General features: G+C 68.1%; 20 protein-coding genes. 7 read left to right on the top strand and 13 right to left on the bottom strand.

Features of this window, described 5'->3' with window-relative positions:
- The first annotated feature begins 100 nt into the window (after positions 1-100).
- A complete protein-coding gene (locus tag ETR14_RS00860; protein WP_129382930.1) occupies positions 101-520 on the top strand; it encodes a hypothetical protein in 420 nt (139 codons plus the stop codon).
- Between the two features lie 55 nt (positions 521-575).
- Positions 576-1,418, top strand: coding sequence for a hypothetical protein (locus tag ETR14_RS00855; protein ID WP_129382929.1), 843 nt, complete (start codon positions 576-578; stop codon positions 1,416-1,418).
- A gap of 5 nt (positions 1,419-1,423) precedes the next feature.
- On the opposite strand, the gene purT is transcribed toward ETR14_RS00855, so the two are convergent.
- Positions 1,424-2,599, bottom strand: coding sequence for a formate-dependent phosphoribosylglycinamide formyltransferase (purT, locus tag ETR14_RS00850; RefSeq protein WP_129382928.1), 1,176 nt, complete (start codon positions 2,597-2,599; stop codon positions 1,424-1,426).
- Positions 2,596-4,290 carry a hypothetical protein gene (locus ETR14_RS00845; RefSeq protein WP_165356250.1) on the bottom strand — a complete coding sequence of 565 codons (1,695 nt, stop codon included), beginning with the start codon at positions 4,288-4,290 and terminating at the stop codon, positions 2,596-2,598. The genes purT and ETR14_RS00845 overlap by 4 nt, the downstream gene beginning before the upstream one ends.
- Before the next feature lie 158 nt (positions 4,291-4,448).
- Between ETR14_RS00845 and ETR14_RS00840 the strand changes: the two genes are divergently transcribed.
- Positions 4,449-5,504: an SDR family oxidoreductase gene (locus tag ETR14_RS00840; RefSeq protein ID WP_129382926.1), complete on the top strand. Its 1,056-nt coding sequence runs from the start codon at positions 4,449-4,451 to the stop codon at positions 5,502-5,504.
- 2 nt (positions 5,505-5,506) lie between these two features.
- On the opposite strand, the gene ETR14_RS00835 is transcribed toward ETR14_RS00840, so the two are convergent.
- Positions 5,507-5,995, bottom strand: a complete 489-nt coding sequence (locus tag ETR14_RS00835) for a hypothetical protein (RefSeq protein WP_129382925.1) — start codon at positions 5,993-5,995, stop codon at positions 5,507-5,509.
- The gene (locus ETR14_RS00830; protein ID WP_129382924.1) at positions 5,992-6,408 is read right to left on the bottom strand and encodes a hypothetical protein; all 417 of its coding nucleotides are present in this window, start codon (positions 6,406-6,408) and stop codon (positions 5,992-5,994) included. The genes ETR14_RS00835 and ETR14_RS00830 overlap by 4 nt, the downstream gene beginning before the upstream one ends.
- Positions 6,409-6,478: 70 nt before the next feature.
- On the opposite strand from ETR14_RS00830, the gene ETR14_RS29480 reads away from it, so the two are divergent.
- Positions 6,479-6,604, top strand: coding sequence for a hypothetical protein (locus tag ETR14_RS29480; protein WP_256370192.1), 126 nt, complete (start codon positions 6,479-6,481; stop codon positions 6,602-6,604).
- Between the two features lie 3 nt (positions 6,605-6,607).
- Here ETR14_RS29480 and glpD read toward each other — a convergent pair whose 3' ends face one another.
- Positions 6,608-8,053: a glycerol-3-phosphate dehydrogenase gene (gene glpD / locus ETR14_RS00825; protein ID WP_129382923.1), complete on the bottom strand. Its 1,446-nt coding sequence runs from the start codon at positions 8,051-8,053 to the stop codon at positions 6,608-6,610.
- Between the two features lie 55 nt (positions 8,054-8,108).
- On the opposite strand from glpD, the gene ETR14_RS00820 reads away from it, so the two are divergent.
- On the top strand, positions 8,109-9,569 hold the full coding sequence (locus ETR14_RS00820) for a glycerol kinase GlpK (protein ID WP_129382922.1): 1,461 nt from the start codon (positions 8,109-8,111) through the stop codon (positions 9,567-9,569).
- A 47-nt stretch (positions 9,570-9,616) separates the two neighbouring features.
- The gene (wecB, locus tag ETR14_RS00815; RefSeq protein WP_129382921.1) at positions 9,617-10,828 is read left to right on the top strand and encodes a non-hydrolyzing UDP-N-acetylglucosamine 2-epimerase; all 1,212 of its coding nucleotides are present in this window, start codon (positions 9,617-9,619) and stop codon (positions 10,826-10,828) included.
- Here the strand turns inward: wecB and mmsB are convergent.
- From mmsB to ETR14_RS00785, 6 genes are all read right to left on the bottom strand, one after another.
- Positions 10,794-11,690 (bottom strand): 3-hydroxyisobutyrate dehydrogenase, encoded by an 897-nt coding sequence (gene mmsB / locus ETR14_RS00810; RefSeq protein WP_129382920.1) that lies wholly within the window; start codon positions 11,688-11,690, stop codon positions 10,794-10,796. The two genes, wecB and mmsB, sit on opposite strands and share 35 nt — an antisense overlap.
- Positions 11,691-11,833: 143 nt before the next feature.
- Entirely contained in the window at positions 11,834-12,607 is a 774-nt protein-coding gene (locus ETR14_RS00805; RefSeq protein WP_129382919.1) for an enoyl-CoA hydratase, read from the bottom strand.
- Positions 12,608-12,818: 211 nt separating this feature from the next.
- Positions 12,819-13,868 carry an enoyl-CoA hydratase/isomerase family protein gene (locus tag ETR14_RS00800; protein WP_129382918.1) on the bottom strand — a complete coding sequence of 350 codons (1,050 nt, stop codon included), beginning with the start codon at positions 13,866-13,868 and terminating at the stop codon, positions 12,819-12,821.
- Between the two features lie 205 nt (positions 13,869-14,073).
- On the bottom strand, positions 14,074-15,219 hold the full coding sequence (locus tag ETR14_RS00795) for an acyl-CoA dehydrogenase family protein (protein ID WP_129382917.1): 1,146 nt from the start codon (positions 15,217-15,219) through the stop codon (positions 14,074-14,076).
- A complete protein-coding gene (locus ETR14_RS00790; protein ID WP_129382916.1) occupies positions 15,216-16,148 on the bottom strand; it encodes a polysaccharide deacetylase family protein in 933 nt (310 codons plus the stop codon). The genes ETR14_RS00795 and ETR14_RS00790 overlap by 4 nt, the downstream gene beginning before the upstream one ends.
- A gap of 221 nt (positions 16,149-16,369) precedes the next feature.
- Positions 16,370-17,866, bottom strand: a complete 1,497-nt coding sequence (locus tag ETR14_RS00785) for a CoA-acylating methylmalonate-semialdehyde dehydrogenase (RefSeq protein WP_129382915.1) — start codon at positions 17,864-17,866, stop codon at positions 16,370-16,372.
- Positions 17,867-18,358: 492 nt separating this feature from the next.
- On the opposite strand from ETR14_RS00785, the gene ETR14_RS00780 reads away from it, so the two are divergent.
- Positions 18,359-19,366 carry a fumarylacetoacetate hydrolase family protein gene (locus ETR14_RS00780; RefSeq protein ID WP_129382914.1) on the top strand — a complete coding sequence of 336 codons (1,008 nt, stop codon included), beginning with the start codon at positions 18,359-18,361 and terminating at the stop codon, positions 19,364-19,366.
- Between the two features lie 127 nt (positions 19,367-19,493).
- On the opposite strand, the gene ETR14_RS00775 is transcribed toward ETR14_RS00780, so the two are convergent.
- Both ETR14_RS00775 and ETR14_RS00770 read right to left on the bottom strand, forming a co-directional pair.
- On the bottom strand, positions 19,494-20,474 hold the full coding sequence (locus ETR14_RS00775; RefSeq protein WP_129382913.1) for a DUF5681 domain-containing protein: 981 nt from the start codon (positions 20,472-20,474) through the stop codon (positions 19,494-19,496).
- Between the two features lie 301 nt (positions 20,475-20,775).
- The gene (locus ETR14_RS00770; protein WP_129382912.1) at positions 20,776-21,108 is read right to left on the bottom strand and encodes a hypothetical protein; all 333 of its coding nucleotides are present in this window, start codon (positions 21,106-21,108) and stop codon (positions 20,776-20,778) included.
- Between the last annotated feature and the right edge of the window lie 234 nt (positions 21,109-21,342).

The raw sequence follows: 21,342 nt of genomic DNA, 5'->3' as shown, positions 1-21,342 counted from the left end.
GGAATGTAGGACGCTCCGTTGCAGCGTGCAATCGAAACTGCTCGGCGCGGCATGTCGAACAGGCGGCGACAAGAAGAAGCGGAGGCGTTAGGGAGGCGCGATGAGCAAATCGGCAACCGACCTGATGCAGGAAATCATCTTCTCCGCCTTCCTCGATGGAATCGCGGCTCTGAAGGCGTCGTCCAAAGGACTCCCCAACACGCTGCTGCGTGATCTGAACGCCATCCATCAGAACACCACCTTCGCCGATTTGCCCAAGGAATTGCAGACCGCCATTTCGGCCAGCGTGTCCTCGTCTTTCACCCGCCTCTTGAAGGAGGGCTATGCGGTGGCGCCGCGCGACGCCGCCCCGCCGCGGTCCGCCGCGCCGCGTGGCGATGGTCCGCCACGTGGACCCCGCGGCGACGGACCGCCGCGCGGTGCGCGTGGCGATCGTCCGGGCGGACCAAGGCGCGATCGTCCGGAAGGGCGCGGCGATCGCACCGGCCCGCGACCGCCGCGCAAGCCGCCGGCACGCTGAACCGATTTCGCTTTCGCTCCGAAAGGCGTAAGCTCCCTTGCAACAGGGGGGAGCCATGGTTCGATTTGCGACCTGTTTTCTCGTGTGCCTCGCCATTGGCGGGGCAGCACCACTCGCAGCGCAAGGTGCGGAGGCGCAGGCCAAGCTCGAAAGGGCGGGGCGGCTCGCCTCGATGGCGAGCGACGCCGGCGATCGCGGCGATCGCATTGCCCAGATCGGCTTCTATCAGAAGTCGCTCAAGCTGCTGAACGACGTCGTGGCGACGAGTCCCGCGCCAAGCGCGGAGGTCGTCTTCGGCCGCCGCGAGATCCAGCTTTCGCTGGGCGACGCCTTCCTTGCCGACAAGAAGCCGAAAGCTGCGGCAGACGTGTTCGGCCCGATGGCGGAGGAGATATCGGGCCCCGCGGGTGCGATCCCGGCCGATCGGTCGGCCCGGCTCCACCTTGCCCGCGCGCTGCGCGGCCTGTGGCATTCCGCCTTCCTCGCCGGCGATTATGGCCGTGCCCGCGCCACGCTGCCGCGCCTGATCGCCGTCGGCCGCGCGATGCAGGTGGAGGAACCGACCAACAGCTATTTGACCCGCCGCCTTGCCGAAGACCTGCAGGGAGAGACCTTCTTTCGCTGGTTGCTGCAGGACGGCGCCGGCAGCCGGGACACCGCCCGCGAGACCCTTGCCCTGTTCCGCAGCCTTGCCGAGGCCAACCCCGGCAGCGAGGAGGCGATGCGCAGTCACTTCCTCTGGGCCTATGGCGCCGCCGAACTCCAGCACGATGACATCGTCCTCTGGCGAGAAGCGCTCGCTGTTGGAGAGCAATTGGAAGCGCGCAAGGCGATGAAGGCCGAACACCAGACCTATCTCGGCATCGCGCGCGCGCATGTCGCTCGCGCCGGCGGCTGAATCGCTCAATCGTAGCGGATGCGGACCTTGCCGGCAGCATCGGCGGCGAGCGCGCGGGCTTCTTCCGCGCTCGCGCCGCTGGCGAGTGCGACCGCCATCCGGCGATAGGGCCGGGTGACGGGTTTTCCGAATATCCGCACTTCGACCTCGGCACCCGCGCGGCCGAGCGCCAGTGCGTCGGCCACGCCCTCGAACGCGAAGCGATCCGCCTCGCGATCGGCGAGTACGACCGCGGAGGCGGCGGCGGGGTGGCGCATCGTCAGCACCGGAATGGGCAGCCCGAGCACGGCCCGGGCATGGAGATCGAATTCGGACAGGTTCTGCGAGATCAGGGTGACCATGCCGGTATCGTGCGGCCGCGGCGACAGTTCGGAGAAGATGACCTCGTCGCCCCTGACGAAGAATTCGACTCCGAACAGGCCATAGCCGCCGAGATCGTCGACCACCTTGCGCGCCATCTCCTCGGCGGCGGCAAGCGCGGCGGCGGACATCGGCGTCGGCTGCCAGCTTTCCTGATAGTCGCCGCGCTCCTGCCGATGGCCGATCGGCGGACAGAACAGCACGCCCTCGCGAGTCCGGATGGTCAGCAGGGTAATTTCATAGTCGAAGCGGATGAATTCTTCGACGATCACCCGGACGCGGTCGCCGCGCATCCCCGCCACCGCATAATCCCAGGCGCCGCGCAGGTCTTGTGGGCCCTCGACGGTGCTCTGCCCCTTGCCGGAGGAGGACATCACCGGCTTGATCACACAGGGATAGCCGGCATGTTCGGCCGCCGCTTGCGCTTCCTCGAAGCTGCCGGCGAAGCGGTAGCGCGACGTCCTGAGTCCGAGCGCGCCGGCGGCGAGCTCGCGGATGCTGTCGCGGTTCATCGTCATCTGCGTCGCCCGTGCCGACGGCACCACGACATTGCCGGCGGCCTCGACCTCGGCGAGGATCTCGGTGCGGATCGCCTCGACCTCGGGAACGATGTAATCGGGCCGGTGCCGCGCGATCGTGTCGCGCAAGCGGTCGGCGTCGAGCATCGAGAAGATCTCCGCCTCGTCCGACACCTGCATCGCCGGCGCGCCGGCATAGGAATCGCAGGCGACGACATAAGCACCGAGGCGCTTGGCCGAAATGGCGAATTCCTTGCCCAGTTCGCCCGATCCGAGCAGCAGGATGCGCGCCGTGAAGCTCACCGCGTGCTCTCCACGCCGGCGTTGCACCCGATGTCCTTCTCTCGGCCGTCAAGCTCCAGACGCTGCACTTCGAATTCCTTCTTTCCCTCCGGCAAGAAGCGCAGCACGCGCTCGCCGCTCTCGTCGGCCACCCGATAGGCGATCTCGACGCGGGAGTCTCCGATCTTGCCGGCTTCGCGCCCCACCAGGCGCATCCCGTCGCGCATTCCGGCCGCATGCGCGGGTCCGTCGATCGCGACTCCGCGGATCACTCCGTCGGCGAGGCGCGTCGCCTCCGCATCATAGCCGCGGTCGAATTCCTTGCGGCGCTCGGTCACAACCCGGGCACAGCCGCCGAACAGGCTGTCGGTGAGCCGCAGCGGCGCCCCGGCCAGTGCCTGGACGATCAACGGCGCGAGCGAGAGCGGGGTTCGGGTTCGGAGCGTCTCCTGGAAGAGCTCGGTCGCGCGCAAGTCACTGGTCCGCGCCGTCTCCCGCTGCGCCCGGAGCAGGGTGTCGAGGCTCTGCGACCCCGCCGACGCGACGGCGATCTGGGCATCGAGGATCGTCGCGAGCAGATGCCCCCGGTCATAGCTCACCTGCTGGACGGCCGGATCCTCCCAGAAGCGGTCGACGATCTCCGCCGCGGTCGCCTTGCGCGCCGGCGAGGTGCCGTAGCGAAGCAGCGTCTCGTTCTTGTCGGCGACATAATCGTCCGCGCTCCAGAGGCCCGAGCGCAGCAGCACCTTGGACGCGAGATAGTCGGTGAAGCCTTCGCTGAACCAGTAATCGGTCGCTTCCTTGTCCTCCGGCAGCCCGCCGAGGGCATTGGGCATCCAGCCGTGCATATATTCATGGGCAAGGAAACGAGTCGCCTGCTTGAGCTCGAACCCGCTCGTCGCGGCGATCGAGAAAGCGTCGGTGCGCCCGGTGCCCCTCACGCTCAGGCCGGACTGCGGCGCGCCGATCGGCGCGAGCGCCACGAGGTAAGGCGAGCTCGCATCGCCCCAGAAGGCGTCCTCGGCCCGGATGATCGGCACGATCGTGTCGGCAAGCTGGTCGGGCGTGAAGCTCCAGCGGCCGAGCGTCGCCAGGCGGAAAGGCGCGCCATTGATCTCCCGCCGTACGATCTGCAGCCGGGTGCCGCCGATGCCGACGCTGTCGATCAGATTGGCGACCGTGGTGCGCTTTTTCTTCCAGTGATCGAGGTCCGAGGCGACCGACCAGCCCTTGGGGAGCTTGCCCCAGCGAAACCTGGCCGGCGCCGCGGTGCGTCCCTGCGGCGCGGCGAAGGCTCCGTTGCCGTGCCAGAAGAACCAGTCCGATCGAACCAGCGGCCGCGCCTTTTCGTAGTCGAAGCCCGGATCGTCCTGCCACGCCGACTGGACGAAATAGGCGACTCGGATCCTGGCCCCAGGGCGATGCCGGATCAGCGGCCGGTCGTAGGTGCCGCCGAGGCTGGTGGCGCCGCGTATCTCGAGCCCCATGATGTGTCGCCACAGGCCCGCCGATCCTGCCCAGTCGCTCGGCAATTCGAGCAGAGTCTCGCCGTCGGCATCGCCGCGAAAGCGCATCTTCACCTGGAAAGCCGGGATGCCGTCGAACCAGTAACCGGGCGTGACCTTGTAGCGGACCGTCTTTTCTTCGGGCGGCTTGAAGGCACAGAGCAACAGGGCGGCGGCGGCGAACGCGATACGGGCGGAACGGATCACACAGGAGTCTCCAGATTCGCGTGATACTCTATAACATCGCGCAGGCGCGGCAAGGCGCAGACGGTGCGACAAATGCGACATGGCGACGAACGGCACGGTGCTTCGGGCGTTGTCGACGCGAATGCGCCCGGATTGGGTGCCAGCGAATCGGAGAAATCATGTCGCTCAGCCTCAAGCCTCTCGACCAGCAGGTCATCCTCATCACCGGCGCCTCCAGCGGCATCGGGCTTGCCACCGCAAAGGCGGCTGCCGCGGCCGGAGCCAAGGTGGTCCTCGCCGCCAGAACGCGCGAAGCGCTCGCGGCGGCGATCGACCAGATCAAATATGCGGGTGGCGAGGGGATCTTCGTCGTCGCCGACGTCTCGCGCCGGGAGGATCTCGAGGCGCTCGCCCGGCGTGCGATCGACGAATATGGCCGGATCGACACCTGGGTGAACAATGCCGGCGTCGGCATCTGGGGCCGGCTCGACGAAGTCAGCGATGTCGACAAGCGCCAGCTGTTCGAGACCAATTTCTGGGGCACGGTCTACGGGTCTGAGATCGCCGTCTCGCATCTGCGCCGCACCGGCGGCGCGCTGATCAACGTCGGCAGCGTCGCCTCCGACGCCGCCTTGCCGCTCCAGGGCATCTATTCGGCGAGCAAGCATGCCGTCCAGGGCTACACCAATGCGCTCCGGATGGAACTTGCCGCGGACAAGGCGCCCGTGTCCGTGACCCTGATCAAGCCGGCTTCGATCGGCACGCCGATGCCTCAGCACGTCAAGAACTATACCGATCGCGAGGCTCGTTTCCCGCCGCCCATCTACAAGCCCGAGGAGGTCGCCGCGGCAATCCTGCGCGCCGCCACGCATCCGACCCGCCAGCTGTTCGTCGGCAGCGCGGGCCGGACCTTGAGCGCGCTCAGCCGCCAGACGCCGCGGTTGATGGACTGGGTCGGCGCCAACCTGCTGCTGCCGGGGCAGGTCGGCAAGGCACCGGCGACTCCGACCGACAATCTCGCCCAGGGCCGCGCCGAGGCCCAGCTCTATGGCGACCATCAGGGCAGCATGATCCGGCCCAGTGCCTACACGCGGGCGGCGACCAACCCGGCGATCAGTCTCGGCGCTGCCGGCGCGGTCGCGGCGGTCGGGGCCGGACTGTTCCTGTGGGGACGACGGGATCGTGCCCGCATCGAGACCAGCAGCGAGGAGGAGGTCCAGGCCCATCCGAGCTGAGCTCAGGCCCTGGCGCTCTCCCGCAGGTCGAAATGGTCGGCAAGGCGGGAGAGCGTGGTCGGCACGTCGACATGGTGGATGAAGATGCCGCCCATCTCCTCCCAGCGCGCGGCATGGCGGAGCTGGTCGTCGACCAGCACGTCGCCCGCTTTGCCGTGGTCGCGCTTGTCCCGCGCCATGGTGGTGATGATCCCGGTGCCCGGGAAGTAATGGGCTGCCCACCGGACCTTCTGCTCGGCCGCCCAGTTTCCGCGCGGAAGGCCGGTGAGGATGATCGGATCGAGGTGCCGAACCGCCTCGAACAGCTCCGTGGCGCCGTCGAGCAGCGGCAGGCCGAAATAGAAATCGGGGGCGGAGGCGAGTTTCGCCCAAAATCGGCCGAGCCCATGGCGCTGCTCGAACGCCTTCGGCTTCATGCCCAGCACCGCCGTCGCGCCCTTGTCGAAGTCGGCGAGCACGCCGTCGCAGTCGAGGAAGAGCTGGCGCGTCATCGGCCGAGATAGGCCGGCAGCAATTGCACCGGCATCGGCAGCTCGAACCTTTCCCAGGTGCCGGCGCGCAGCACGTCGTTCGACTCGACGGCGCGGCGCCCGTCCGCAAGTGACCAGGTGATGTGATAGGTGCTTCCGTCCGGGCGGTCGGTGGTGCCGGCGATGCTGACCACCAAAGCTTCGACGCCCTTGCCGTCGTCGATCCGCCCGACGATCTCGCCCACCGTCTCGTCGGGCAGCGGCGCGTGCGCCGAGACCTTCGCGCTCAGGGTGACGTGATCGGCGACGACGTTCTTGAACCGGGGCGGGAATTGCTGGAGCAATTCCTTGCGCTGGGCGCGGTCGAGCCGCCATCCGGTGATCGTTTGTCCGTGCCCCGCCTGGGCATGGGCCTGCTGTGCGGTCGGTGCCATGTCGCTCGAACGGGGACCATGGGAGCAGGTTCCCGCCTGACGCGTTGGCTGGGGAGAAGGAGCATTCGACATGAACCGCGAGCGCGAGGAGTCTTCGTCCGACGAGAGGAAGGTCGCCGAAGAGGCCGAGAAGAACCGGAGGCAGATGGACGAGATACCCGAACCCGGAACCGATCCCCTGCACGAAGGCCCGTAGGAACTAGCGACGGGCGGCCCGCATCCAGACGTCGACTGCGCGCTGCTCGGCTTCGCTGAGGTCGAGGCCGAGCTTGGTGCGCCGCCACAGCACGTCCTCTCCGGTCCGGGCGAATTCGTGGGTGCTGAGGTAGCGCAGTTCCGTCTCGTACAGACCGCCGCCGAAGTCACGGCCAAGGTCCGACAGGCGCGCGGCATTGCCGATCATGTCGCGGAGCCGGGTTCCGTAGGCGCGCGAAAGCCGCGCGATCAGCGGTTGGGGCATCCACGCCGAGAGGGCGTTCAGCCAGTCGAGAAAGGCCGGGGTGAGATCGCCTCCGGGCAGGGACAGCCAGTCTGTCGCGCGCCGACCGTCGAGGCCGAGCCGGTCGAGCGCTTCCTCGGCCAGCGCGCGTGCGGTAGTGATCTTGCCGCCGAACACCGAAAGCAGTTTCGGCCCGCGCGCATCGTCCAGTTCCAGATGATAGTCGCGGGTGACCGCGGACGGATCGGAGGCGCCGTCATCGAACAGAGCGCGCACCCCGGAATAGCTCCAGACGATGTCGCACGGCGCGTCCTGCCGCGCGAAATAGCGGTCGGTCGCCTCGCAGAGATAGCGTTTCTCCTCGGCCGTGATGGCCGCATCTTCCGGGCGGGCGACCGGGGTGTCGGTGGTGCCGATCAGGGTGAAGCGGCCATGGAAGGGAAGCGCGAAGACGATGCGGCGATCGGGCTGCTGGAGTATGTAGCCATGCTCGCCCTGCCAGAGCGCCGGCACGACCACGTGGCTGCCCTTGACCAAGCGGACCTTGCTCTGGCTGTCACTGCCGAGGCGCGGCAGCGTCTCCGCAACCCATGGGCCCGCCGCGTTGACGATCGCCTTGGCGGCGATGGTGCGACCGTCCGAAAGGCGGACCGTCCAGACCCGATCGTCCCGGGTGGCGGACAGGAACTCGGTCCGGGTGGCGATCTCGGCGCCGAGCTCCGCTGCCGCGACCGCGTTCAGCACCACCAGCCGCGCGTCGTCGACCCAGGCATCCCAGTAGGAGAGGAGGGGGACGGGACGGGCGAGCGGCGCGCGCACCTCGGCATCGCGCGGCGAGACTCCGCGGGAGCGGGGCAGGCTGCCGCGCAGGGAGAAGAGATCATAGAGCAGCAGGCCGGCACGCAGCATCCACCGCGGGCGCAGGCCCTTCAGCTGGGGCAGCACGAAGCGCAGCGGCCGGACGATGTGCGGCGCAATCCGCAGCAGGATCTCGCGCTCCTTCAGTCCTTCGCGGACCAGCCGGAATTCGCCCCGCTCGAGATAGCGAAGGCCGCCATGCACCAGCTTCGACGAGGCCGAGGAGGTATGGCCGGCAAGGTCATCCTTTTCGACCAGCAGCACTGTCGCCCTGCGGATGGCGGCGTCGCGCGCGATCGCGGTGCCGTTGATGCCGCCGCCGATGATGAGAAGATCGAAACTATCCATCGCCGCCTTGCAGAGTAGAGCGTCCGCCGGCCATAGTCGATGAAAAGGAGAGGCCATGGACCTGCTCGTCATCGACGAAGGCACAACCAGCACCCGCGCGATGCTGTTCGCGGCCGACGGTCTGTGCCACGGCAGCGAGCAGCGGGATCTCGTCCAGCACCATCCGGGGCCCGGCCTCGTCGAGCATGATGCCGAGGAGATCTGGGCCAAAAGCCTGGCCTGCGCCCGCACCCTGATCGAAGACAAAGGCGCGGCGGGCCGGATCCGCGCGCTCGGGATCACCAACCAGCGCGAGACGATCGTCTTCTGGAGCCGGCGCACCGGCCGGCCGCTTGCCCCCGCCATCGTCTGGCAGGATCGCCGCACCGCCGATGCCTGCGCGCGGCTGAAGACGGAGGGACGCGAGCCGTTCATCCAGGCGAAGACGGGATTGCTGCTCGATCCCTATTTCAGCGCCTCCAAGATCGCCTGGGCGCTGGCGCATTGGCCGCAGCTGCGCGAAGCCGGCGACGACCTCTGCATCGGCACGGTCGAGAGCTATTTGGTCTTTCGACTGACCGGCGGCCTCCACGTCTCCGACGCGACCAACGCCTCGCGCACCGCGCTGATGGACATCGCCGCAGGCAGCTGGGACGAGGAATTGCTTGACCTGTGGGGCGTGCCGCGCGGCGCCCTGCCGGAGATCGTCGACTGCGCCGGCCCGATCGGCGAGACGCTGCCGGAGCTGTTCGGCGGGCCGCTCCCGATTGCGGGCCTTGCCGGCGACCAGCAGGCGGCGGCGATCGGCCAGGCCTGCTTCGCGCCCGGCGACACCAAGGGCACCTACGGCACCGGCGCCTTCATCCTCACCCACACCGGCACCGAGCTCCGGCGGAGCCGGCACCGTTTGCTGTCGACGATCGCCTGGCAGCTCGGCGGCGCCCGGCGCTACGCGCTCGAAGGCTCGGTGTTCGTCGCCGGAAGCCTTGTCAAATGGCTCCGCGACGGCCTCGGACTGCTTGGCCACGCCGGCGAGAGCGAAAGCCTGGCCCGGTCGGTGCCCGACAATGGCGGCGTCTATCTGGTTCCCGCGCTGTCGGGGCTCGGCGCGCCGCATTGGCAACCCGACGCGCGGGCGGCACTCTCCGGCCTGTCTTTCGCCAGCGGCCGCGCCCATGTCGCCCGCGCCGCGCTCGAGGCGATGGCGCACCAGACCCACGATCTGATGACCGCCTTCGCCGGCGACGGCGCCCGCTGGCACTGCCTCAAGGTCGACGGCGGCATGATCGGCAACGACTGGATCGCCCAGGATCTCGCCGACATGCTCGATCTCGACGTGGAGCGGCCGCGCTTCGTGGAGACCACGGCGCTCGGTGCGGCGATGCTCGCGGGTGTCGGCTCCGGGCTGTTCGCCTCGCTGGAAGAGGCCGCAGGCATGCGCGGCGCGGTCGAGCGGTTCGCGCCGGCAATGACTTCTGCCGCGCGCGACGCCCGCCTCGCCGGCTGGGGGCAGGCGGTGGCGCGGGTGCTGGGCTGAGGCGCGGCTCCAACCCTATCTTTACCCTTTGCGCCTACGGCTCGCTCATGGCCCAGCGCATCCACCTCGTCGCCGCCGCGCGTCCCAACTTCATGAAGGTGGCGCCGCTCTGGCACGCCCTCGCTGCCGCGCCCGATTTCGATCCGGTACTGATCCACACCGGCCAGCATTACGACGTCAACATGTCGGACGCCTTCTTCACCGACTTGAGGCTGCCGGAGCCCGACCATCATCTCGGCGTCGGTTCGGGCAGCCATGCCGAGCAGACCGGCGGCGTGATGATCGCCTACGAGAGAGTCGCGCTTGGCGACCGCCCGGACTGGCTGGTGGTGGTCGGCGACGTCAATTCGACCGCCGCCTGCACCCTGGTCGCGGCCAAGCTCTGCTTTCCGGTGGTCCACCTGGAAGCGGGCCTGCGCAGCGGCGACCGGGCGATGCCGGAGGAGATCAACCGGCTGATGACCGACGTGCTCGCCGACGTGCTGTGGACTCCGTCGCTCGATGCCGACGACAATCTCCGCGCAGAAGGCATCGCGGTCGAACGTGTGACCCGGGTCGGCAACATCATGCTCGACAGCTTCGAGCTGGTCCGCCCGGCGATCGAGGGCGCCGACGTTCCCGGGGAACTCGGCCTCACGCGCGGGCGCTATGGTGTCGTCACGCTGCATCGCCCGTCCAACGTCGACGAACCGGCGCAGCTGATCCGTCTCGCCGATGCGCTGATCGAGCTCCAGCGCGATCTGCCCCTCGTCTTCCCGGTCCACCCGCGCACCGCCGCCAGGCTCCGCCAGAACGGGCTCGACGGCCGTCTCGAGCGGTCAGGGGTCAGGCTGATCGCGCCGCAATCCTATGTCCGTTTCATGAGCCTCGTCGGCGGCGCCGCGGCGGCGATCACCGACAGCGGCGGCCTCCAGGAGGAGACCACCTACCTCGGCATTCCCTGCCTCACCCTGCGCGAGAATACCGAACGCCCGATCACCATCAGCGAAGGCACCAACCGGCTGGTCACGCCGGAGACGCTCGGCCTCGAGCTCAGCCGCGCGCTATCGACGCCGCGGGCGGTGCGCGCCCGGCCGGAGCTGTGGGACGGCGCTACCGCCGGGCGCTGCCTCGCCGATCTTCGCCGGCGCAGCGGGCCGGCACGGCTGCCGAGCGCCGTGGAGGATCCGCAGGCGCGCGTCGCCGCGCTCGCCCGCACCTATTCCGGCGAGGAGCGGCGGGCGTCTACGGCCGGGTCCAGCTATCGTCGATCATCCTGATGATCGCGGAAAAATCCTTGGCGCCGCCGCCGAGATGCTCCGCGAACCGCGCGTACAATTCCTCGGCATGGGCGCCCATCGGCGTATAGGCATCGACGCTCTGCGCCGCTTCCATCGCGAGGCGCAGGTCCTTGAGCATCAGCGCCGAAGCGAAGCCGCCCTCATAGTCGCGGTCGGCGGGGGTCGTCGGCCCGACGCCGGGCACGGGGCAATAAGTCGTCATCGACCAGTTCTGGCCCGAAGCCTTGGACGAGATGTCGAAGAAGGTCTGCAAGTCGAGCCCGAGCTTCTGCGCCATCGCGAAGGTCTCGCAGGTCGCGATCATCGAGGCGCCGAGCAGCATGTTGTTGCAGATCTTGGCGGCCTGTCCGGCACCCGGCCCGCCCGCGTGGATCACCGCCTTGCCCATCTGCTCGAGATAGGAGCGGGCGCGTTCGAACGCCGCGTCGCTGCCGCCGACCATGAAGGTGAGGGTGCCGCCCTCGGCCGCGGCGATCCCGCCCGACACCGGTGCGTCGACCATCTGGTAGCCGGCGGCCTCCGCCTTGCCGATCTCCTCTCGGGCGGTGGCGACGTCGATCGTCGAGCAGTCGATCAGGATGGCGGCCGTCGGGGCGCGGCCGATCACGCTCGCCTCGTAGACGTCGCGGACATGCTTGCCGGCCGGCAGCATGGTGATCACCGCTTCAGCGTCGGCGATCGCCTCGGCTGCCGATCCGGCGCGTTGACACCCGTTGGCCTCGGCCTTGGCCAGCGCCGCCTCGGAGAGGTCGAACGCGCTGACGTCATGCCCGGCCCTGACCAGGTTCGAGGCCATGCCGCCGCCCATATTTCCGAGCCCGATAAAGGCTATACGTGCCATTGTTTAGTTCCTCTTTTCCTCCCTCTCCCCTTCAGGGGAGAGGGTCGGGGAGAGGGGGCGATCGATGCCCGCTCTCCGGTGTCAGTGCGTACGAACGACTCTGCCCCTCTCCCTACCCTCTCCCCTGAAGGGGAGAGGAAAGATTAACGCCCCGTCCACTCCGCTTTCCGCTTGTCGACGAACGCCGCCATGCCTTCCTTCTGGTCTTCGCTGCCGAACAGGCCGTGGAACAGCCGGCGCTCGAACAGGATGCCCTGGGCGAGGCCGGTCTCGAAGGCGGCGTTGACCATCTCCTTGTTGGCGATGGCGGCGAGCGGGGCCATGCCGGCGATGGTCTCGGCGGTCTTCAGCGCCTCGCCGAGCAGGTCGGCGGCGGGCACGACGCGGGCGACGAGGCCGGCCCGCTCCGCTTCTTCGGCGCCCATCATCCGTCCGGTGAGGCACATCTCCATCGCCTTGGCCTTGCCGATCGCGTGGGTCAGGCGCTGCGAGCCGCCCATGCCGGGGGTGACGCCGAGCTTGATCTCGGGCTGGCCGAACTGGGCCGTGTCCGCGGCGATGATGAAATCGGCCATCATCGCCACCTCGCAGCCGCCGCCGAGCGCATAGCCGGAGACGGCGGCGATCCAGGGCTTGCGGGTCGCGGTCACGCGCTCCCAGCCGGCGAAGAAGTTCGACGCATACATGCGCGCGAAGCCCTGCTCCTGCATTTCCTTGATGTCTGCGCCGGCCGCGAACGCCTTCTCGCTGCCGGTCAGCACCGCGCAGCGCTGGCTGTCGTCGGCATCATACGCAGCGAAGGCGGCGATCAGCTCGCGCAGCACGCCGCTGTTGAGCGCATTGAGCGCCTTCGGGCGGTTGAGCGTGATCAGGGTCACCGCGCCGCGTTGCTCGACCAGGATGTTTTCATAAGTCATGACGTTAGGCCTTTATCTTCGAAGCTGGTGGCAGTGCTGCGGATGGTCCTTCGTGGCGACCATATGCCGGTGCCTTTCACCCGACGAGATCCCAGCTTTCGCTGGGATGACGGGAAGGGGCGGTGCCCGAGGTCATTTCGGCGGTGCGTTTCACCCGGCGAGATCCCAGCTTTCGCTGGGATGACGTGAGGGGTGCGGGGCGCCGGGCGGGTCATAGTGCGAGCGGGGTCCATTCTTCGCCTTCGGGCATCGGGGCGAAGATCTGGTCGATCATGTGGTCGGAGACGCCGTCCGGTGTGGCCGGGCTCCAGCGCGGGGCATTGTCCTTGTCGATCAGCAAGGCGCGGACTCCTTCGACGAAGTCGTTGCGCTGCACGACGCGGGCGGCGACCGCATATTCCTGGCGCATCTCATGGGCGAAATCCTGCACCCGGGCGCCGTCATAGAGGAGGCGCAGCGACACCTTGCAGGCCTGGGGGCTCTTGGCGCGAAGGGTGTCGAGTTCCGTCTGCGCCCAGTCCGAACCGTCGGCCTCCAGCGCAGCGAGGATCTCCTCATAATCGTCGGAGGCGAACAGCTGGTCGATGGACGGCAGATTGGCCTCGATCCGGGCGTCGGGCGGCGCGACGCTCGCCTCGCGGAGGATCTCCTCGATCCGCTGCGGATCGGCCGCGATCGCCGCCTTGGCGCCGTCGAGGGCGGCGGCGGGAAGATAGTGGGTGGCGAGGCCGAGGCGGAGGCATTCGGCACCATCGAGGCGGGCGCCGGTCAGCGCGAGGAATTGGCCGACCCGGCCGGGCAGGCGGGACAGGTACCAGCCGCCGCCGACGTCGGGGAACAGGCCGATGGTGGTTTCCGGCATGGCGAAACGGCTATTCTCGGTCGCCACCCGATATTTGGCCGGCTGCGAGATGCCGACCCCGCCGCCCATGGTGATCCCGTCCATGAAGGCCACCACCGGCTTCATGAAGGTGAAGAGCAGGTGGTTGAGACGATATTCCTCGTGGAAGAAGTCGCGGGCCTGCGCGCCGTCGGTCTCGCCGCTCTTCGCCAGCATGACGACGTCGCCGCCGGCGCAGAAACCGCGGCCCTCGGCATGATCGATCAGCACCGCCTCGATCGCCGGATTCTCCCGCCATTCGAGCAGGGCCGCGATCATCGCGCTGCACATGTCGCGGGTCAGCGCGTGGATCGCCTTGGGGCGGTTGAGCCGGATCCGGGCGACCCGGCCCTCGATCATGGTAAGAACGTCAGCACTCATTCCGGAACAACCTCGTATCTCTTGAATCCTCCCCCAGCTTGCTGGGGGAGGGGGACCGCGCGCAGCGTGGTGGAGGGGGCGGCGCGACGAGCGGTGGAGGGGCTTGCGTAAGCGACGCGACGAACTGCCCCTCCACCACCGCCTTCGGCGGCGGTCCCCCTCCCCGAGCAAAGCTCGGGGAGGAATTGGGTGTGCCTTGATCGGATCACTGGCGCAGCATGTCGCGGCCGACGATCATCCGCATCACCTGGTTGGTGCCCTCCAGGATCGAGTGCACGCGCAGATCGCGCCAGAAGCGCTCGATCGGGTAATCCATCAGATAGCCGTAGCCGCCATGAAGCTGCAGCGCACGATCGACGACGGAGGATCCGGTGTCGGTGGCGAGGCGCTTCGCCATCGCGGCGAAGCGTGTCTTGTCCGGGGCGTTCTCCGTCACCTTGACCGCCGCGGCGTAGAGCAGCATCCGTGCCGCCTGCAGCTCGGTCTCCATGTCGGCGAGGGTGAATTGGGTGGCCTGGAAGTCGGCGATCGCCTGGCCGAACTGCTTGCGCTCCTTGGTGTAGCCCACCGCCTCGTCGAGGCAGCGCTGGGCGCCGCCGAGCGAACAGGCGCCGATGTTGAGCCGGCCGCCGTCGAGGCCCATCATCGCGATCCGGAAGCCTTCGCCCTCGGCCCCGACCAGATTTTCGGCGGGCACGCGGACCTCGTCGAAATTGACCTGCGCGGTCGGCTGCGAATGCCAGCCGAGCTTGCGCTCCTGGGCGCCGAAGCTGACGCCCGGCATGTCCTTCTCGACCACCAGGCAGGAGATGCCCTTGGGTCCCTCGGCGCCGGTGCGCGCCATCACGACATAGATCTCGTTCTCGCCGCCGCCCGAGATGAACGCCTTGGAGCCCGAGACGACATAGAAGCCGCCGTCCTTGACCGCCTTGGTCTTGAGCGCGGCGGCGTCGGAGCCGGAGCTCGGCTCGGTCAGGCAATAAGAGCCCATCCGCTCCATCGTCACCATCGACGGCAGATACTTGGCCTTGACCGCGTCGGCGCCGAAGCGGTCGATCATCCAGCTTGCCATATTGTGGATCGAGATGAAGGCGGACGTCGAGGGATCGCCATAGGCCATCGCCTCCATGATCAACGCCGCCTCGAGCCGGCCGAGCCCAATGCCGCCGGCTTCTTCGGAGACGTAGATCGAGCCGAAGCCGAGCTCGGCCGCGGCCCGGATCGTGTCGCGCGGGAAGATGTGCTTCTCGTCCCATTCGGCGGCGTGCGGCGTGATCGCGTCCGCGGTGAATTGCCGCGCCATCTCCTGGATCTGACGCTGCTCGTCGGTAAGGTCGAACTGATTGGTCATGGTTTTTCCTTGAGAACGCGTTCGCGAAAGAGGGCGTTGGCGACGGCGACAGTGTCGCGTTCGTACCAGCGCGGCGCGGGGAGGCCCTTCTGCCAGGCGAGCGCTTCGGTGAGCGTGCCCTGGGCGCTGGGCACGTCGGGCATCGCCGCGCCGATCGGATCGGCATAGGCCTCGTCGGCGGTGACGATCTGCCAGCCCTGCTCGCGTAGAGCGGCGGCGACGTCTGCGATCCACAAGGCGGCGAGATCGGTTTCGTGCATCAGGAAGATGTGCACCGGCGAGCGGCCCAAGGTCTTGCGGGCGAGCGCCTCGTTATATTCGGCGCCGCCGACCATCGTCTCGACGTAGAGGTCGCGCAGCGCGTCCATGTCGATCGTCTTGCCGGCGCGGACGGCGGCGATGGCGTTCGCCTCCATGTTCCAGTCGGAGCCGTCGGTGGTGACGTAGCCGTTGCGCAGGCCGCGTGCCTTGAGGCCGGCGCGGAGCGCGTCGCGCTTGGCCTTGTCGCTGCCGCCCTCGTCGAGAAACGGGAAGCGGAACCAGGGGCGAACGCCCTCGCGGCCCTTCAGCCAGGCGGAGGCCTTGTCGATGTCGGCGAGATAGGCCTCGACGCTGGTCGCATTGAGATGCGGGTGGCTGAAGCTGTGATTGGCGAGAACATGGCCGGCGGCGACATAGGCCAGCAGCCGGTCCTCGCCGCCCTTGCCATAGGGATGGTCGAGATTGCCCGGATTGACGAAGAAGGCGGCCTGCTTGACGCCGCCGCGCTTCAGGCCCGCGATCAGCTTCACCGTGCGCTCGTCGGGGCTGAGGAAGGCGCCGGGCGCCCGCGGCGCATCGTCGAAGCTGAACGCGATCCTTTTCTGCGCCGCGGCGGGGGCGGCCAGGGCGAAGAGCAGGGACAGCAAGAGCAGACGGATCAGGTTCAAGTCGTTTCTCCTGATCCTCCCCGGCACGGGGAGGGGGACCAGCCGCAGGCTGGTGGAGGGGCTGCTCCGACGTCAGTGCCAACCCCTCCACCACCGCCTGTCGGCGGCGGTCCCCCTCCCCGTGCCGGGGAGGATCCTGTTAGTCCGGCGTCCCGTAAGGGGCCGCCCCTTCACCGCCGCCTCCGGCGGCGGTGATCCTCCGCGAGCAAGCTCGCGGAGGATCACCCCATCGTCGGTATGACGAACGCATTTTCGCCGGTCACCGAGCCGTCCGGCCAGCGCTGGGTGACGGTCTTGGTCTTGGTGTAGAAGCGGACGCCTTCCATGCCGTGCTGGTTGATGTCGCCGAAGGCGGAGCGCTTCCAGCCGCCGAACGTGTGATAGGCGACGGGGACCGGGATCGGCACGTTGATGCCGACCATGCCGACATTGACCCGGGCGGCGAATTCTCGGGCGGCGTGGCCGTTGCGGGTGAAGATGGCGACGCCGTTGCCGTATTGGTGGTCGGAAGGGAGGCGCACCGCTTCCTCGAAGCTGTCGGCGCGGACGATCTGCAGGACGGGCCCGAAAATCTCTTCCTGATAGCTTTGGAAGTGCGGCTGCACCCGGTCGAACAAAGTCGGGCCGATGAAGAAGCCCTCCTCGTGGCCCTGCAGCGCGAAGCCGCGGCCGTCGACGACCAGCTCGCCGCCTTCGTCGGCGCACATCTGGATGTAATTCTCGATCCGCTGCCTGTGGGCGGCGTTGACCACCGGGCCGTAATGGGCCTCGGCATCGGTCGACACGCCGACGCGAAGCTTGCCGATCGCCGGGATCAGCTTCTCGCGCAGCGCCTCGGCGGTCTTCTCGCCGACCGGGACGACGACGGGCAGGGCCATGCAGCGCTCGCCGGCCGAGCCGAAGGCGGCGCCGGTCAGATCGTTCACCACCTGATCGAGATCGGCGTCGGGCATGACGATGCCGTGATTCTTGGCGCCGCCCATCGCCTGGACACGCTTGCCGGCGGCGACGCCGCGGCGGTAGACATAATGGGCGATGTCGGACGAGCCGACGAAGCTCACCGCCTTGATATCGGGATGGTCGAGGATCGCGTCGACCATCTCCTTGTCGCCGTTCACGACCTGGAGGATGCCGTCGGGCAGCCCCGCTTCGGTCATCAATTCGGCGAGGCGCACCGGCACCGACGGATCGCGCTCCGACGGCTTCAGGATGAAGGCGTTGCCGCAAGCGATCGCGACTCCGAACATCCACATCGGGATCATCGCCGGGAAGTTGAACGGAGTGATCCCGGAGACGATTCCGAGCGGCTGGCGCATCGAGAAGACGTCGATGCCGGGGCCGGCGCCCTGGGTATATTCGCCCTTCAGCGCGTGGGGGATGCCGCAGGCGAACTCGATCACCTCGAGGCCGCGCTGGATGTCGCCTCTCGAGTCGGCGATCACCTTGCCATGTTCGGACGAGAGCAGGTGGGCGAGCGAATCCATCTCGCGCTCGACCAGCTCCTTGAACTTGAACATGACTCGGGCGCGCCGCTGCGGGTTGGTCGCCGACCAGCCGGGGAGGGCGGCATTGGCGGCGTCCACCGCGCGCTGGAGGTCGGCCTCGCTGCCGAGCCCGACCCGCGCCTGCACCCCGCCATTGTTGGGATCGAAGACGTCGCTGTGCCGCACGCCGGCGGCATGGGCGCCGCCGCCGATATAATGGTCTATGGTTCGCATGGCATCCTCTGCTGCCTGTTCTCGTTGTTGCGGCCGCCCGTAGACCTTCCGCGCGTCCGGCTCAATGTGCGCGATGGGGGTAATGGGTGTCACTTCGGCCGAGAGCGATCACTTTTACCCTCATCCTCCCTGTCCGCGTAGCGGATGGGGAGGGGGACCATGCGAAGCATGGTGGAGGGGCTTCCGGCGTTGATTGCCCCTCCACCACTCTTCGAGTGGTCATGAGCAAGTGCAGGCTGCCCCGCAGCCTGCAATCGTGCCGGGGGCACGATGGGCTTGCTCATCCCCATCGCCTTTGGCGACAGGCAGGATAGGAAAATCGCACAGCAACGTGCCGAATTCGCTGGCCGATAAACTGGGTTGCACGGTTCTAGTGTTGCCGATGGACCCATGTACGTCATCTTCTCTTCGACCCATCCCCGCCGCGCGATTGCCCGCTGGACCGCGCGCGGCGGAAATGCCAGTTGCGGGGCAAACAAGGAGAGGCTGCGTATGAAGCTCGGAACGCTCAAGGGGGGCCGTGACGGCCGCCTCGTCGTGGTGAGTCACGATCTCGCCTGGTGCGCGGAGGCGACTCACATCGCCCCGACGCTGCAGGCGGTGCTCGACAATTGGGCCGAGGCTCGGCCGCAGCTCGAGCTGCTCGCGACCGATCTCGCCCACGAGGCGATCCCGATGATGCGCTTTCACGAGCGCAATGCGCTGGCGCCGCTGCCGCGCGCTTATCAATGGGCGGACGGTTCGGCCTATGTGAACCATGTCGAACTGGTGCGAAAGGCGCGCGGCGCCGAGATGCCGGAGAGCTTCTGGACCGATCCCCTGATGTACCAGGGTGCGTCCGACGAGATGCTGCCGCCGCGGGCCGACATCCCGCTCGCCGACGAAAGCTGGGGCTGCGATCTCGAGGCCGAAGTGGTGGTCGTCACGGGCGACGTGCCGCGCGGCGTCTCGCCCGAGCAGGCGCGGGAGCACATCCTGCTCGTCGGCCTGGTCAACGACGTTTCCCTGCGCAACCTCATCCCCGGCGAGCTCGCCAAGGGCTTCGGCTTCCTCCAGTCCAAGCCGGCGTCGGCGCTGTCGCCGGTCTTCGTCACCCCCGACGAGCTCGGTGATCGCTGGCAGGACGGCAAGCTCCACGGTCCGCTCAAGGTCGACGTCAACGGCAAGCCATTCGGCCGCGCCGATGCCGGCGTGGACATGACGTTCGACTTCGGCACCCTGATCGCCCACCTCGCGAAAACGCGGAACGTCGGCGCAGGCACGATCGTCGGCTCCGGCACCGTCTCCAACCGCGACAAGGACGGCGGCCCGGGCAAGCCGATCGGCGACGGCGGCCACGGCTATAGCTGCATCGCCGAGGTCCGCACCGTCGAGACGATCCTGGCCGGGGAGGCAACGACCCCGTTCCTGCGGCACGGCGACACCGTCCGGATCTGGATGGACGACGATCACGGCCACCCGATCTTCGGCGTCATCGAGCAGAGCGTGGCCGCCGCCTGAGAGGCGGGCGGCGCGCTTTGCGGGAGGGCACCGGCCGATAGGCAAGGCCGTCAACGGCGCGATCTTCACCGGACTGGCGGTGGCGCGAGGCTGTGCCACGAAAGCTGCCGTCGGTTCGGGTTCCGGCTCACTTCAGTGCAGCCGCGGCATGAGCGGCTTTAGCAACCGCAAAAACAGGTGAAATACAGGCTTGCGCGTCTCGCGCTCCAGGAAAGAGCGAGGCGAAGGCGTGCGCTTCGGTGCCGCGCTGGTTGCCGGAGCTTCGAGGCTGCATTTCTCCGCGAAGCCTGTCCTGAGCCTCGCCGCAGGGACACGAAGGGTCACAAAGCCGCGGAGTGCGGCCATGATCGTTGGCGAGAGCGCCAGATGCTGCCGATGCGAGGGATCGGATCGTCGCTTCCGCAACGGGTGGCGTCATGATTGGCGGGAGCTTCGCCGTGAACGACGTGTGGGTCGCAAAGGACTGCGTGGCCGCCGTAAGAACAGGTGAAATACAGGTGTTCGCGCCGGTGATCGTGTCTACTGGCGCTGAGTGAGGCGGGGCGCGTTCTTCGGGACGCGCGGGAGGGTGCTTCGCCGCGGAGGATGGTTCGTGGCGCGCTTCCGAATGCTCCGGTGCGGCCGTAAAAACAGGTGAAATACAGGCGCGCTTCTCCACCGGGCGAGCGCCGGCGTCGACATCGATCTCGTCCTGCGCTCCGCGCGTCGGCGCAGCGGCGAGCAGTTTGAGCTGGCGGGTGAGGATGCTCATCACCTTCTGCGCATCGCCGGGCGTGATATCGCCGGCCGCGACGGCGGCGATCAGGGCAGCGCCAGCGTCGGCCACGTCGGCCATGGTCGCGATCGGCGGCAGGTCGATCTCGACCGGCTCGGCCCGGGCGGGCGGCACCAGGCGGGTGAAGCAGGCGCGCAAAGCGGGCCAGTCGCCGGCCAGCGCGCGGTCGACGACGGCGCGCACGACCGCCTCGCTCTCCGCGGCGTCGAGCATTTCGCGCAGCGTGCTCGCCTTGTTGCGAGCCCCGAGCGGCCGTCCCGCGGGGTTGCCGCTGGTGCCGGGCAGGAAGCGGCCGGTCGCGGCGCGGGTGGGCGTGTTGGAGAGATCGCACATGATGGTCTCCTCGTCTTAGGCGGCGGGTTCGCCAGCCGCCGGGACGGCAGCAGGGGTTGCCGCTCCCCGTAGCAGCTCAGTGTTCCACTTATGTTCTAGCTCGATTTCGTGATCCCCGCAATGAGGAAGTGCGATTGTCGCAAGTGGTCGCGAGGCGTGGCACCGCGCCGGCCGAGCGCACGCTTGCGACAGGGACGTTCGCCGCACCCACCGGGGAGAGCATCGTCTCCCTTGCACAGCGCATCATCTAGCCTTGGTGTGCATGGGTCGGAGACGCCGCCGCGACCATGCCGGTACGCCATCAGTTCCGCGCCTTCTTGGAAATAGCGGCCAGAAGAGATTCGCAGCGCCGGGGCGCCACCAGCGCCCGAGCGCCGCGCGCGTCCGCCAGGAAGTCGATGCGGGCGGATGCCTCTTCGATCTGAGACTTGGGCAGCATGTCGCGGAAGTGCGCCGCCTGCAGCCGGAGGCGGTCGCTGTCGGCCGCCGAAACGCCCGCCTGCCGGGCTTTGAACAGCGCTTCGGCCGCGCACAGGACCTGGTCGGGATTTGCGCGGTCGGCCTGGCTCGAGCAGGCGGAGGCCAAGGCCGCACCCGACATGAGCAGAATGCGGCCATGGCCCGCATCAACCATCCGACTCCTCCCGAGACCATAGCGCCTGTTACCGAGTTCTGGCCGGCTTCGAACTTCGAGCGACTCCGTGGCTGATCGAGCGGCTCACGAAAAGCCTCTCCGAGCAGCCTAGGGCTGGATCCTGCATCCTGAGAGGTAAGCGGCTTCGCCGCCGCACGGAGGTCGCTATCCGCAATGATATCGTTGGCGTGCGCAGCAGATGCGCTGGATCAGGGCTGCGTGGAGAGGATCGAT

Source organism: Sphingosinicella sp. BN140058 (assembly GCF_004135585.1).
Classification (GTDB): Bacteria; Pseudomonadota; Alphaproteobacteria; order Sphingomonadales; family Sphingomonadaceae; genus Allosphingosinicella.
Note: the sequence above shows the minus strand (reverse complement) of the source record. Positions and strands in the feature narration are given on the sequence as shown.